This is a genomic window from Shewanella sp. SM21, assembly GCF_025654335.1.
GTDB lineage: Bacteria > Pseudomonadota > Gammaproteobacteria > Enterobacterales > Shewanellaceae > Shewanella > Shewanella oncorhynchi.
The window spans coordinates 1-14,119 of sequence record NZ_JAKKRL010000011.1; the positions used below are offsets into that span (position 1 = coordinate 1).

The following is a 14,119-nucleotide window of genomic DNA, read 5'->3' on the forward strand; positions in this document are numbered from 1 at the left end:
GCCTTAGACAGAATATCGACACTTGATGAAGTTAAAAACTCAACAGAAAATCAGCTTTCCGAATTATTATTTGCGTGAGCCAGAGATGGACACGGTAATAAACAGAATTTGCTTGGTGACAATAGCCTTGTGGAACCACCTGATCCCATCCCGAACTCAGAAGTGAAACGCAAACGCGCCGATGGTAGTGTGGGGTCTCCCCATGTGAGAGTAGGTCATCGCCAAGCGCCTAATTATCTCATTGAGATGCAACGAAGCCAGCTGAATAAGCTGGCTTTTTTGCATTTGCAATTTGTTAAATCCAGCCTTGTTTCTATTTAATTAGTCTGTTTTCCTCCTATTTTTCTCTCCTTAACACTCTTCATGACATCAATAATAAGTAATAGTTGTCGGTTATTTGTACGGTTATTTTGTCAATGCTCCGATTTTGCTACAGCGATCTTAGTTCTCGATCGAGCCTAGCTATTGCTATTAGTTAAGCGGTTACTTACCTTATGTTTTAATTTATTGGGGTAGATAAGGATCTGAGATGAAGTTAGAGATGATTTGCACTGGGGAAGAGGTGTTGGCGGGACAGATTGTTGATACCAACGCCGCTTGGTTTGCCAGTACTATGATGGAGCATGGTGTCGAGATCCAGCGTCGAGTAACCGTCGGCGATCGCCTCGAGGATCTGATTGCGGTTTTCCAAGAACGTAGCTTACATGCAGATGTGATTCTCGTTAATGGTGGTCTTGGGCCCACAAGTGATGATATGTCTGCTTTAGCGATGGCGAAGGCGAAGGGCGAACCATTGGTTGAGAATGCGGAGTGGCGTGAGCGTTTAGAGGAGTGGTTTACCCGTAATAACCGTGAAATGCCTTTAAGTAATCTCAAGCAAGCTATGCTACCAGCCTCAGCTGTGATGGTTGATAACCCTGTGGGAACCGCTTGTGGTTTTAGAGTTAAACTTAATCGCGCTTGGTTATTCTTCACGCCTGGTGTGCCTTTTGAGCTGAAGCACATGGTTACAGAGCAGTTTGTGCCCTTTATTCGCGAAGAGTTTAACCTTGATTCCAAGGTTGCTTTAAAGAAACTATTGACCATAGGCCAAGGTGAGTCCGCTTTGGCAGATAAGTTAGAACCGCTAGAGCTGCCAGAAGGCATTACTATTGGTTACCGCTCTTCTATGCCGCATATTGAGATTAAGATTTTCGCCCGTGGCGAGAAGGCGATTGCAGTATTACCTCGCGTCGCTGGGCACATCAAAATGGTGCTGGGTACTGCGGTTGTCGCGGAAGATAAAGCCACTCTTGCCGAAGAAATTCATTATAAGCTACTTAACTCAGGCTTGACCTTAAGCGTTGCCGAGTCTTGCACCGGCGGCATGATCACCAGTCAGTTAGTTGATTTCCCCGGCAGTTCATCTTACTTACAGCACGGATTAGTGACTTATAGTAATGAATCTAAAGTTCGCGTGTTAGGTGTTAATCCTTCAACCTTAGATGATCATGGTGCAGTCTCCATTGCGACTGTAGAAGAAATGGCTAAGGGGGCAAGGCAAATTTTAGACAGTGACTATGCGCTGGCAACTAGTGGAATTGCGGGGCCCGATGGTGGCACAGATGAGAAACCTGTGGGCACTGTGGCGATCGCTTTAGCAACTCGCGGCGGTGTTTATAGTCAGATGATTAAACTACCGAGACGTTCACGGGATCTGGTACGCAGTTTAAGTGCTGCTGTGGCTTACGATATGCTAAGACGTGAGCTTTTAGCTGAAGCTGTGATCGTCGATTATCAGTCGATTGGGCGATTCAGTAAGTAACTCTTATACGGGTATATATCCATTTATGCCCGCCAACAAAAATGCTCCCGAGGGAGCATTTTAACTTCTACAGAGATACAAAAATGGCAGATTATTTAGTGAACTTAAGCACTAATTTGCCTGGGGCAACTTGAATGCTTTCGGTCATTTTTGCCATCAGTGCTTGGTTACTGTCCTTGGTATCCAGTACATACACAGGCTGGTTTTCTAAGAATTGCCTTAGATAACCCATCACCTGCGGTGTGGCACTGCTAATCGCTTTTTCAATATCCTTGGGCGTTGATTCCACTTTGACTAATTCGAGCTGACGCAGATAGACACTGTGCGTTGCGCTGTCATACCAAGGCTTAGCTTCGAAAGTCGTAGTGAGTTTGGCACTCAATGGAAAGATCGGATTCTTAATTGATACTTGAGTTGCGGCACTTACACTCATAGTGTCAGGTTTTACACCTAGCTTGACACTGATGTCGTTAATGCGCACTTCTGCGCCAACTAATTGATTGCCTTGTTTAATCTCAAAATGGATCTCTTTACTGAGGTACTGCTCCATTTCGTGCTCGCTGATACTGTACTGCGAGACGCAGCCGCCAAGCAGTACAGTCAGTCCCAAGCAAATCGTGCGGGAAAGTTTTTTCATTAACCAGTGTTTCTCATACCCGCTGCCACACCTGCAATGGTCAGCATTAGCGCTAACTGTACATGTTCAGACGCAGGAGTTTCGGTTGTTTCCTTACGTGTCCGCGCTAATAGCTCGGTTTGTAAGAAGTTTAATGGATCGATATACGGATTTCGCAGTTTAACTGATTCGCGATTCCACGGTGTATGCGCCATTAAACTATCTGATTTTGTCAGTTCAAGCACGACTTTAATACCCAGATCCAAGCGTTGGCGCAAGGTTTCGCCTAAGTGATGCAAGTCTTTCGGTACTAAACAGGTTTCGTAGTAGCGGGCCAAATTAGGTTCCGCCTTGGCGTAGACCATTTCCAGCATTGAAATGCGAGTGCTGAAGAAAGGCCATTCCCGTTCCATCTCTTGCAGTAAGCCCATTTCACCGCGTTCACAGGCGGCTTGAAGTGCTTCACCGGCGCCAAGCCATGCAGGTAACATCAAGCGGTTTTGCGACCAAGCAAAAATCCACGGAATAGCTCGCAGACTTTCGATCCCACCATCGACACGACGTTTGGCTGGGCGGCTGCCGAGTGGCAGTTTTCCTAATTCCACTTCTGGCGTTGCCGCGCGGAAATAAGCCACAAAATCAGGTTCATCACGCACTATGCCACGGTAAGCACCCACTGATTCTTCTGCGATACGTTGCATGCAATTGCGCCATTCTTGCTTCGGCTCTGGCGGTGGTAACAGGGTTGCTTCCAATACGGCCGAGGTATACAGGGCCAAGCTTTGAACCGCGAGTTTTGGTAAGCCAAACTTGAAGCGGATCATCTCGCCCTGCTCAGTCACGCGAATGCGGCCATCTACCGAACCTGGTGGTTGCGATAGGATTGCTTTGTGTGCAGGACCACCCCCGCGACCAATGCTGCCACCACGGCCATGGAATAGTGTGAGCTTGACGCCCGCTTGTTTACAGACTGCCACTAACTGCTCTTGGGCGTGATACTGAGCCCAAGCCGCCGCCATAACACCGGCATCTTTAGCTGAGTCAGAGTAGCCAATCATGACCTCTTGCATGCCCTTGGTATAGCCACGATACCAGTCAATATCGAGCAAATCGGTAATACATGCAGCGGCGTTGTTTAAGTCGCTTAAGGTTTCAAACAGTGGCACCACGCGCATTGGATGCGAACAGCCTGTTTCTTTGAGTAACAGTAAAACCGTTAAGACATCCGATGGTTTACCCGCCATCGAAATCACATAGGATCCGAGTGCTTTTGCCGGATGTTTAGCAATCAAACGACAGGTATTAAGCACTTCGGCCACATCGGCCGAGGGTTGCCAGTTACTTGGGATCAGTGGACGACGGTTGCTGAGTTCACGTAATAGGAAAGCTTGCTTCTCAGTCTCGTCCCAATGGTTGAAATCACCCATGCCGAGATAGCGAGTTAACTCGGCGAGCACATCGCTGTGACGGCTGGCATCTTGGCGAATGTCGAGCCTGAGCATATGAATGCCAAAGCAGGCGAGACGGCGGAGAATGTCGAGCAATAAACCGTTGGCGATTAAGCGCATACCGCAGTCGGTTAAACTCTTATAGAGCATTTCTAGCGGCGCTTTGAGATCGCTTTCTTGCCAAATCAGGCTCGACTTATCGACTTCAGGATTGTGGCCTTCGATGCGCGCATTTAAATAATCTATGGTGTCACGCAGTCTTTGACGAATAGATCGCAGCACGTGGCGGTAAGGTTCGCAGCTGTTATTGGTATAAGCCTTTAACTCATCATTGGCTTCTTCCATCGACAGTTCACCGACCAGTAGGACTATGTCTTTTAAGAATAATCTGGCGGCAGCATGGCGGTTACGATCGAGCACCTCTTGGGTGACTTTTGCGGTAACAAACGGGTTGCCGTCGCGATCGCCGCCCATCCAGCTTGAAAAGCGCACTGGCGCGATATCAATCGGTAATTGCTGCCCTGTGCGTTGCTGCACTCGATCGTTAAGTTGTCTTAAGAAGTCAGGCACCGCATGCCAGAGTGACTCTTCAATGGTGGATAATCCCCAGCGAGCCTCATCTACTGGAGTTGGGCGCTCGCGGCGGATCTCATTGGTGTGCCATATTTGCGCGATTAATTGGCGCAGGCGCAGATTGATCTGTTGACGTTCTCTATCCGATAGTTGGTCGTTTTCTTGCTCTGTTAAGCAGTCGACAATGGCGGCGTATTTTTGGATCAGGGTGCGACGGGAAATTTCAGTGGGGTGCGCTGTTAGCACCAGATCGATATCCAGTGTTTTTAGACAGTCGAGCATTTTAGCTTGGTCGACACGACCATTGAGCATGCGGCCTAGGAGTTGTTCCACTGGGTCTGGCACGCAGACAAGTTCGTCGCAATTACGACTGATAGTATGAAATTGCTCGGATAAGTTAGCTAAGTTAAGAAATTGGTTAAAAGCTTTTGCAAAAGGGACTAATTCTTCGTCTGGCAAAGCTGTCAGTAACTCGAGCATTTGCTCTCTGGCGGCTTGATCGCCTCGGCGTGAGTCTTTGGCAAGCTTACGGATCTGTTCAACCTTCTCAAGAAAAGAGTCCCCAAGATGGGTACGCATAGTATCGCCAAGGATTTGGCCTAACATACTCACGTTCGATCTTAATGACGCATACATATCTGTCATATTGTCTGCCATGGTTACTGACATAGTTACTCCGAATAGAAAAACATGAAAATCCGCTGTGTATATACCCAAACAACCTGAAGATGCAGGATTCAGCGGGAGTTTAACGCACTTTAGGCAAGGCAGTTATTTGCAGGCCTAGCGGGCTAAGTTAAAAATAACCAACGCAGCATAAAGTGCGTTAAAACCCGCCGGGACGGAGCACCTAGGGCACTCCACTTCCGTGTTGCATCAATTTAAAAGGTGGCCGACATTCTTTCATTGATGCGCCTTGAATTGAAGCACCCTAGGCGCTCTGAAACTCGTATCTTCAGGTAGCTTGGGTATATAGCCCGTTAGCACAATACCTATCACTTGGGGCTATGGTCAACAGCAGAACTTATAACTTATACGACTGGCTTATCCGATATGCAACCAATCACGGTATTTGATGAAGAATATTCAATAGAAATGCGAAGTCACGCAATATTTTTTGATGATTAGTGCAAGTGAATATGAAGTGCATTATTTTATGCTTTGCAGACATGTATCTTAGCTGTTAATGAAAAGGACTGATTTTGACTCATGTTGACCCTGGATAACTGTGTTATTAACGAGTTAGCTGAATGGGAGGCGTGTCTTCGATATCCCAGTTTGAGCTTAAAATATGAAAATAAATTAAAAATATATATTCACATATATTGCATAAGTAGATCTTTGTGGTAGTCTAGCCATCAGTTGAGATGAGTCACCCCCTGTGACCTGTAGAGTGAATATCATGATGTACAGTATTAGCCTGACAGTGAATAAAATAACAACCTATTACGATTTCCTGCGACGATAGTCTTGTCATCATAGATATGCGCGGTTGCGTGTAAGCTATTCATCTACTCTTTAAGTTTCTTTGATTCGGTTAATAAGACAAAAACATGAAAAATATCGCCATTATTGGTGCCAGTGGTTACACAGGCGCGCAACTGACCGCTTTAATCCATGCAGAAGCAGAACTGACGATTCAAGGGTTGTATGTTTCTGAAAACAGTTTAGATAAAGGTAAGCCTTTAGCGGATTTGTATCCTAGCTATAGCCATATCGCATTAACGCTGTCGCCATTGTCCGATGAAGCTAAGGCAAAAATCGTTGTCGAAGCCGATGCCGTGGTGTTAGCGACTGAGCACTCGGTGAGCCTGCATTTAGCGGCTTGGTTTTATAGCCAAGGGTTAGCGGTATTCGATTTAAGCGGTGCCTATCGTTTCAGTGATGTGGCGCAATATCCGAAGTGGTATGGCTTTGAGCATGAATATCCTGAAGTTTTAGCCAAAGCCGTGTATGGCCTTGCCGAATGGAATGCTAAAGAAATCGCTGCGACTAAGATGATTGCCGTGCCAGGTTGTTACCCGACCGCATCATTGACAGCGTTAAAGCCGCTAGTGAGTTTACTGACATCGGCTTATCCGGTAATCAATGCTGTGAGCGGCGTAACAGGTGCGGGCCGTAAAGCGCAGTTACACACCAGTTTTTGTGAAGTTAGCCTGACACCCTACGGCGTATTAGGCCACAGACATCAACCCGAGATTGCCACTCAGCTTGGCCAAGAAGTGATATTTACACCGCACCTTGGTAACTTTAAGCGTGGCATTTTAGCGACCATTACCGTACAGCTAAAACCAGGTACTACGACTGCCGATGTGGCCGCGGCCTATAGCGTGTATGACAAGGCGCCATTGGTCACCGTGAAGCACAATCAGTTCCCGAAAGTAGACGATGTGGTGCTGACACCTAACTGTCACTTAGGTTGGAAGTTTGATGAGAATAGCGGTTACTTAGTGGTAGCCAGTGCCATCGATAACTTGATGAAAGGTGCTGCCAGCCAAGCGCTGCAATGCATAAAGATTCATTTTAACCTTTAATTGTTCATCCTTATTTAAGAGAGTCGTCAAGATGTCTACAAACAACTCAGTATTAGTGCTTAAAGTGGGCGGCGCGCTGCTGCAATGTGAAATGGGGATGGCGCGATTGATGGATACGGCTGCGGCTATGTTAGCCAATGGTCAGCAAGTGTTGATGGTGCATGGCGGCGGCTGTCTGGTGGATGAGCAGCTAGCAGCGAATGGTATGGAAACCGTCAAGTTAGAAGGTTTGCGTGTGACTCCGCCCGAGCAAATGCCGATTATTGCCGGCGCACTTGCGGGGACTTCGAACAAAATTCTTCAAGGCGCAGCGACTAAGGCTGGCATTGTGAGTGTGGGCATGAGCCTCGCCGATGGCAATACTGTTTCGGCTAAGATTAAAGATGAGCGTTTAGGCCTAGTGGGCGAAGTCACGCCAAACGATGGCACTTATCTTAAGTTTATCCTCGCCCAAGGTTGGATGCCGATTTGTAGCTCTATCGCCATGATGGACGATGGCCAAATGCTTAACGTCAATGCTGATCAAGCTGCGACGGCCTTAGCCAAATTAGTGGGCGGCAAGTTAGTGCTACTGTCGGATGTTTCTGGGGTGCTCGATGGTAAAGGCCAGCTCATCCACAGTTTAAATGGCAAGCAGATAGCAGACCTTGTTAAGCAAGGTGTGATCGAAAAAGGAATGAAGGTCAAAGTTGAAGCTGCGCTCGAAGTCGCACAGTGGATGGGGCAGGCGGTACAAGTTGCCTCGTGGCGTGATGCAAGCCAATTAATCGCATTAGCAAAAGGTGAAGCCGTAGGAACACAAATCCAACCATAAGTGGAGTAGGTTATGAAGCATTTACTATCGATAAAAGACTTAACCCAGAAGCAGTTACAGGATCTAATTGCCTTGGCAAAAACGATTAAAGCCAATCCGGCTGAGTATCGTCATGCGCTGGATGGCAAGAGTGTGGTGATGTTATTTGAAAAGCCCTCACTCAGAACACGCGTTAGCTTTGATATCGGTATTAATAAGCTCGGGGGCCACTGTTTATACCTAGACCAGCAAAATGGTGAACTGGGAAAACGGGAATCGGTTGCTGACTTTGCTTCTAACCTGTCATGTTGGGCCGACGCAATTGTGGCGAGAACCTATTCACACACCACTATCGAACAATTAGCCGAGTTCGGCTCAGTGCCCGTGATCAATGCGCTGTCGGATCTTTATCATCCTTGCCAAGCCTTAGCTGACTTTTTAACACTGGCAGAGCAGTTTGAGGATGTCAGTAAAGCTAAATTAGCTTATGTTGGTGATGGTAATAATGTCACTAACTCGCTGATGTACTGTGCGGCTATTCTCGGTGCCACCATGACAGTGATCTGCCCAGCGGGTCACTTTCCTGATGGCTACGTAGTGGCAGAAGTGCAAGAGCTCGCCAAACGATATGGCGGCAAGATAGTGCTGACTTCAGATATCGATGCGATTGAAGGTCACGACGCTATTTATACTGATACTTGGATTTCAATGGGCGATCCAACGCCTTTGTCTGATATCAAAGCGAAGTTTGCACCATACCAAGTAAACAAAGCTTTGATGGCGAAAGCGGGCGCTAACTTCTTTATGCATTGTTTGCCCGCCCACCGTGGTGTAGAAGTAACAGATGAAGTGATGGACGGTGCAGGCTCCTTAATTCTGCAACAAGCCGAAAATCGGATGCATGCCCAAAATGCGGTACTGGTAACCTTATTTAGTTAAATTAACCCTGTTTAGCAGCCTGTTTTCTCCTTGAGAGAAACGAGTCATAGGAATTTAAGATGTCTATCGAGAACAAAAATACTGGCGTGAAAAAAGTGGTTTTAGCCTATTCAGGTGGTCTAGATACCTCGGCCATTATTCCTTGGTTAAAAGAAAACTACGATAACTGTGAAATCATCGCATTCTGCGCCGACGTTGGCCAAGGCGAAGAAGAGCTGGTTGGCTTGACTGAAAAAGCTTTAGCTTCAGGTGCTTCTGAATGTCATATCGTCGATCTAAAAGAAGAATTCGTTAAAGACTATATCTACCCAACGATTGCGAGCGGTGCGATTTACGAAGGCACTTATTTACTCGGTACGTCAATGGCGCGTCCTATTATTGCCAAAGCGCAGGTTGAAGTGGCTCGTAAAGTGGGCGCCGATGCTCTGTGTCACGGTTGTACCGGCAAAGGTAACGACCAAGTGCGTTTCGAAGGTTGCTTCGCCGCATTAGCACCTGATTTAAAAGTGATTGCCCCATGGCGTGAATGGACTATGCAGAGCCGTGAAGATCTACTGGCCTATTTAGCTGAACGTGACATCAAGACGTCAGCGTCAGCGACTAAAATCTATAGCCGTGATGCCAACGCTTTCCATATTTCCCATGAAGGTGGTGAGTTAGAAGATCCATGGAACGAGCCAAGCAAAGGCGTATGGACACTGACTGCCGATCCTGAAGATGCACCGAACAAGCCTGAATATGTGTCGCTAGAAGTAGAACATGGCCGTATCACTAAAGTGAATGGTGAAGCCCTAACGCCTTATGCTGCGCTGATGACATTAAACGCCATTGCTGCGCCACACGGTGTGGGTCGTATCGACATTACTGAAAACCGTTTAGTCGGCATGAAGTCTCGTGGCTGTTATGAAACACCCGGCGGCACTGTGATGTTCGCAGCACTACGTGCAATTGAAGAGCTTGTTCTCGACAAGACTAGCCGTAACTGGCGTGAGCAAGTTGCCGCACAAATGGCGCATTTAGTGTATGACGGCCGTTGGTTCACGCCACTGTGTAAGTCATTGCTGGCAGCATCTGAGTCACTGGCTGAATCAGTTAACGGTGAAGTTGTGGTTAAACTCTACAAAGGCCAAGCGAGCGCAGTGAAGAAACGTTCACCTAACAGCTTGTACTCTGAAGCGTTTGCGACTTTCGGTGAAGATCAAGTGTACGATCAAAAACATGCAGAAGGCTTTATCCGCCTGTACTCATTAGCGAGCCGCATCCGCGCACTCAACGCTAATGACGTTAAGGGTAAGTAATAGGTCGTGTAAAAGGGCGCCTAGCGCCCTTTTTTGTTTTTAGGTTTTGATTGAGTTTTTGATTCAGATGAGTCGATTTTAAATAAGTAGTGAGTAAGGGGAGTTAGCATGGCTTTATGGGGTGGAAGATTTCAGGGCGAAACGAGCGCGCTATTCAAATTATTCAACGATTCGTTGCCTGTGGATTATCGCTTGTTCGAACAGGATGTGGTCGGCTCCATTGCTTGGGCGGATGCGATTGCCAGCGTGGGAATTATCTCGGCAACTGAATGCCGAGACTTGAAAAAAGCACTCAATGACTTGCTGGTGGAAGTGCAGGGCGATCCAGCGATTATTCTCGCCTCGGGCGCCGAAGATATTCACAGTTTCGTCGAGTCGGCTTTGATTGCCAAAGTGGGCGATCTCGGTAAGAAATTGCACACCGGTCGTAGCCGTAACGATCAAGTTGCCACCGATTTAAAGCTTTGGTGTCAATCCGAAGGCAAAGCATTACTCGCGCGCCTTCAAGGCTTACATGCTGAATTACTGGCGTTGGCTGAGCGTGAATTTGATGCGGTAATGCCGGGTTATACTCACTTGCAGCGCGCGCAACCTGTGACATTTGGCCACTGGTGTTTAGCGTATGTGGAAATGACTGAGCGGGATATCAGCCGTTTAGCCGATGCGTTAACCCGCGCGAATACCTGTCCATTAGGTTCTGGTGCCCTTGCGGGCACAGCTTATAAAATAGATAGACATGCACTGGCTGCTGCGCTTAATTTTGCCTCGCCAACGCTGAATAGCTTAGATAGTGTATCAGACAGAGATCACGTGGTAGAGCTTTGTTCAACCGCATCGATCAGCATGATGCACTTAAGCCGTATGGCTGAAGATTTGATTTTCTTTAACTCAGGTGAAGCGAACTTTATTTCCCTGAGTGATGAAGTGACCTCGGGTTCATCCCTGATGCCACAGAAGAAAAATCCAGACGCATTAGAGCTTATCCGTGGCAAAACCGGCCGGGTGTATGGCAGCTTAGTGGGCATTCTCACGACGATGAAAGCACTGCCTTTGGCGTACAACAAAGATATGCAGGAAGATAAAGAAGGCCTGTTTGACGTAGTTGATAGCTGGGCAATTTGCCTCGATATGGTGGCGTTAGTGTTGTCAGGTTTGAAGGTCAATCGTCCTAATGCACTGTTAGCCGCACAGCAAGGTTATGCAAATTCTACTGAGCTTGCGGATTATCTCGTGTCTAAAGGTATGCCTTTCCGTGAGGCGCACCATGTTGTGGGTGAAGTCGTGGTTGCTGCGATAGCGAAGCAAATTCCGCTCGAGGATTTCTCCTTGGCCGAATTAAAAACTTTTGCCGCTATCATTGAAGATGATGTCTATCCAAACCTGACTATTGAAGCTTGTTTAGCGAAACGCGACGTGCTCGGTGGTACTGCATTGCCACAAATTCAGCAGGCGATTGCGGCCAAGAAAGTTCGTTAAGCGAGTTATTCAAATCCACAATTCAAGCCAATAAAAAACGCGACATTAGGTCGCGTTTTTATTGGGCCACAATTAGTGGTAATGACTTTTTAGCATTTGTTTATTGGAATAAATCATCGGTTGGTGCATCGATGAATAAATTGTTTTCATCCTGAGTTTCGCTGATGTATTCCTTCGGCTCCGTACCTGAAATAAAGTACTCGAACGCACTGGTATAGTCGGTTTTTCGGGTAAGTTTACCCGTCGCTAAATCGATGCGTACCGAAACTATGCCTTCTGGCGGAATCGAGGTTGTCTCTGGTGTGCCTTGTAAGACACTGTTCATAAACTCGTTCCAGCCCGGACCTGCTGTTTTCGCTCCCGCTTCGGCGCCAGTTATCTGATCTTTTTCGCCGTTTGCATTCCATGCGGTTCTGCCCAGTTGGCGACCGTGATCGTCGAAACCGACCCAGAAAGTGCTAGTGATGACTGGGCTAAAACCACTGAACCAAGTGTCGCGCGATTCGTTGGTTGTACCCGTTTTACCTGCAATATCATGGCGCTTAATCAATTTTGCCGCGCGCCAAGCCGTACCTTGCCAACCCGTGCCTTTACTCCAATCGCCCCCACCCCAGATCACGCTCTTCAGTGCTTCGGTAATGAGGAATGCCGTTTGCTCTGAAATAATTTGCGGAGCGTAGCGACCGGTTTGATTGAAACACTGCGCAACAGGTGCACTACGCTCAGCACCAGAGTCTCCACTTACGCTGAACGCTATAGAGTCGCTCGGTGTAACTGGTTGGCTAGGCTTACAGGCCAATGTAGGGTTCGCTTTTTCGATAACATTGCCGTAAGCATCTTCTACGCGATCAATATAGAAAGGTTCGAGTAAGAAACCGCCGTTAGCAAATACGTTAAATGCAGTAACTACTTGCAATGGCGTGACTGAAGACGAACCTAATGCAATCGATTCGTTGCGAGGTAAGTCGTTAGGATCAAAACCAAATTCAACGAGTTGAGCAATGGTTTCGTCGAGTCCGACATGACGCATTGCACGCACAGACATAACGTTAATAGATTGCGCTAAACCCACACGTAAACGAGTGGGGCCGCCATAGATATCGGGTGAGTTTTTAGGGCGCCATGCTGTGCCTTGGCTGATATCGGGTTTATTAATTGGCGCATTGTCTATGAGGGTCGCTAAGGTAAAGCCTTTCTCTAATGCTGCGGCATAGATGAAAGGTTTTATATTCGAACCTAATTGACGCTTCGCTTGAGTCACTCGGTTGTATTGGCTTTGGCTAAAGCTATAACCACCAACTAAAGTGCGAATAGCACCATTTTTGGGGTCGAGTGATACTGTTGCGCTGGCGACTTCTGGTACTTGCGATAGTTGCAAATATTGGCCGTTATCACGGATCCAAATACGCTCGCCGACCTTGAGTATGTCAGAAGCTGATTTCGGTACACTACCTTGACGCTTATCAGTAATAAACTTACGTGCCCACTTCAATCCATCCCAAGTAATGACTTTAGTTTCGCCTTTGGCGGTCATTATACTTGCTTGCTGATCTGCAATGCTGATGACTGCGGCGGGTTGCAATTCTTGTACTGAAGCAATCTTGGCTAGTTCAGTTTTGATTTGAGCAGGTTCAGGTTTTTCGTCCGTCCACAACACGGCAGCAGGACCGCGGTAGCCATGGCGTTCATCATAGGCATAGACGTTATTACGCAGTGCCTGTTGAGCTTTAAGTTGTAGATCCGATGAGATAGTCGTATAGACGTTGTAGCCATTGGTATAGGCTTCTTCTTCACCGTACTTCTGTACCATGTAATCCCGAGCCATTTCAGAAATATAAGGGGCATAGAGATCAATTTCAGCGCCATGATATCTGGCCACCAATGGTTCTTGTAGTGCTGCTTGGTATTCGGTTTGGCTGATGTAGCCGACTTCATTCATCCGCATGAGGACGACATTACGGCGAGCCAATGCACGCGAAGGTGACGTGATTGGATTGAGTGTAGAGGGCGCCTTGGGTAGGCCTGCAATAACGGCCAGTTCAGATAAGCTGAGTTCTTGCACGTTTTTACCGAAATACACTTGCGCAGCAGCCCCAACCCCATAGGCCCGTTGGCCTAAGTAAATGCGGTTTACGTAGAGCTCTAAAATTTCATCTTTGGTGAGCAACTCTTCAATATGATAGGAGATAAAAATCTCCTTCACTTTACGAATAATAGTCTTATCGCGGGTTAAGAAGAAGTTACGCGCGACCTGCATGGTAATCGTACTCGCACCTTGCTTTTTCTCACCAGTGGTCAACATCACTAATGCGGCGCGAAGCACGCCAACAGGGTCTATACCACCATGTTCATAAAAGCGGGCATCTTCGGTTGCGATAAACGCCTGTAGCAGAGGTTTTGGCACTTCGTCTAACGTTAGTGGAATGCGACGTTTCTCACCGAATTGAGAAATAAGTTTGCCGTCACTACTGTAAATACGTAAAGGTGTTTGAAGTTGCACATTTTTTAGTGTTGAAACATCCGGTAAATCCGGCAAAACATAAAAGTATGCTGCCACAATGGCGCCTACGCCCAAAAGGGCTAGACTGAATAGTGCTATAACAATACGTTTTAACCACTTCACCAAAATTTATCCTAA

9 protein-coding genes and 1 rRNA gene are annotated in these 14,119 nt (G+C 47.1%); 7 read left to right on the top strand and 3 right to left on the bottom strand.

What is annotated here, in order from left to right; translation table 11 throughout:
* Positions 1–111: 111 nt before the first annotated feature.
* Both rrf and L5L94_RS15375 read left to right on the top strand, forming a co-directional pair.
* A 5S ribosomal RNA gene (gene rrf, locus L5L94_RS15370) occupies positions 112–227 on the top strand.
* Between the two features lie 302 nt (positions 228–529).
* Entirely contained in the window at positions 530–1,804 is a 1,275-nt protein-coding gene (locus L5L94_RS15375) for a CinA family nicotinamide mononucleotide deamidase-related protein (RefSeq protein WP_173248122.1), read from the top strand.
* Between the two features lie 91 nt (positions 1,805–1,895).
* On the opposite strand, the gene L5L94_RS15380 is transcribed toward L5L94_RS15375, so the two are convergent.
* Both L5L94_RS15380 and ppc read right to left on the bottom strand, forming a co-directional pair.
* Complete coding sequence (locus L5L94_RS15380) at positions 1,896–2,441, bottom strand: DUF1439 domain-containing protein (protein ID WP_263147679.1); 546 nt, start codon at positions 2,439–2,441, stop codon at positions 1,896–1,898.
* Entirely contained in the window at positions 2,441–5,110 is a 2,670-nt protein-coding gene (gene ppc / locus L5L94_RS15385) for a phosphoenolpyruvate carboxylase (protein WP_219234812.1), read from the bottom strand. The genes L5L94_RS15380 and ppc overlap by 1 nt, the downstream gene beginning before the upstream one ends.
* Before the next feature lie 884 nt (positions 5,111–5,994).
* Between ppc and argC the strand changes: the two genes are divergently transcribed.
* The 5 genes from argC to argH all read left to right on the top strand — a co-directional run bounded on the left by argC (position 5,995) and on the right by argH (position 11,481).
* Positions 5,995–6,975 carry an N-acetyl-gamma-glutamyl-phosphate reductase gene (gene argC, locus L5L94_RS15390; protein ID WP_263147675.1) on the top strand — a complete coding sequence of 327 codons (981 nt, stop codon included), beginning with the start codon at positions 5,995–5,997 and terminating at the stop codon, positions 6,973–6,975.
* 31 nt (positions 6,976–7,006) lie between these two features.
* Positions 7,007–7,789, top strand: coding sequence for an acetylglutamate kinase (gene argB / locus L5L94_RS15395; protein WP_106649098.1), 783 nt, complete (start codon positions 7,007–7,009; stop codon positions 7,787–7,789).
* A gap of 12 nt (positions 7,790–7,801) precedes the next feature.
* Complete coding sequence (locus tag L5L94_RS15400) at positions 7,802–8,707, top strand: ornithine carbamoyltransferase (protein WP_219251823.1); 906 nt, start codon at positions 7,802–7,804, stop codon at positions 8,705–8,707.
* Positions 8,708–8,766: 59 nt separating this feature from the next.
* Entirely contained in the window at positions 8,767–10,005 is a 1,239-nt protein-coding gene (locus tag L5L94_RS15405; protein ID WP_263147671.1) for an argininosuccinate synthase, read from the top strand.
* Between the two features lie 108 nt (positions 10,006–10,113).
* Entirely contained in the window at positions 10,114–11,481 is a 1,368-nt protein-coding gene (gene argH / locus L5L94_RS15410) for an argininosuccinate lyase (protein WP_219251822.1), read from the top strand.
* 100 nt (positions 11,482–11,581) lie between these two features.
* Here the strand turns inward: argH and L5L94_RS15415 are convergent, their stop codons facing one another.
* Positions 11,582–14,104, bottom strand: a complete 2,523-nt coding sequence (locus tag L5L94_RS15415; protein ID WP_263147668.1) for a penicillin-binding protein 1A — start codon at positions 14,102–14,104, stop codon at positions 11,582–11,584.
* Positions 14,105–14,119 lie beyond the last annotated feature (15 nt).

Bases quoted from the DNA above. Each gene is read 5' to 3' on its own strand.
- L5L94_RS15375 (WP_173248122.1), top strand. From the start codon at position 530: ATGAAGTTAGAGATGATTTGCACTGGGGAAGAGGTGTTGGCGGGACAG.
- L5L94_RS15380 (WP_263147679.1), bottom strand. From the start codon at position 2,441: ATGAAAAAACTTTCCCGCACGATTTGCTTGGGACTGACTGTACTGCTT.
- ppc (WP_219234812.1), bottom strand. From the start codon at position 5,110: ATGTCAGTAACCATGGCAGACAATATGACAGATATGTATGCGTCATTA.
- argC (WP_263147675.1), top strand. From the start codon at position 5,995: ATGAAAAATATCGCCATTATTGGTGCCAGTGGTTACACAGGCGCGCAA.
- argB (WP_106649098.1), top strand. From the start codon at position 7,007: ATGTCTACAAACAACTCAGTATTAGTGCTTAAAGTGGGCGGCGCGCTG.
- L5L94_RS15400 (WP_219251823.1), top strand. From the start codon at position 7,802: ATGAAGCATTTACTATCGATAAAAGACTTAACCCAGAAGCAGTTACAG.
- L5L94_RS15405 (WP_263147671.1), top strand. From the start codon at position 8,767: ATGTCTATCGAGAACAAAAATACTGGCGTGAAAAAAGTGGTTTTAGCC.
- argH (WP_219251822.1), top strand. From the start codon at position 10,114: ATGGCTTTATGGGGTGGAAGATTTCAGGGCGAAACGAGCGCGCTATTC.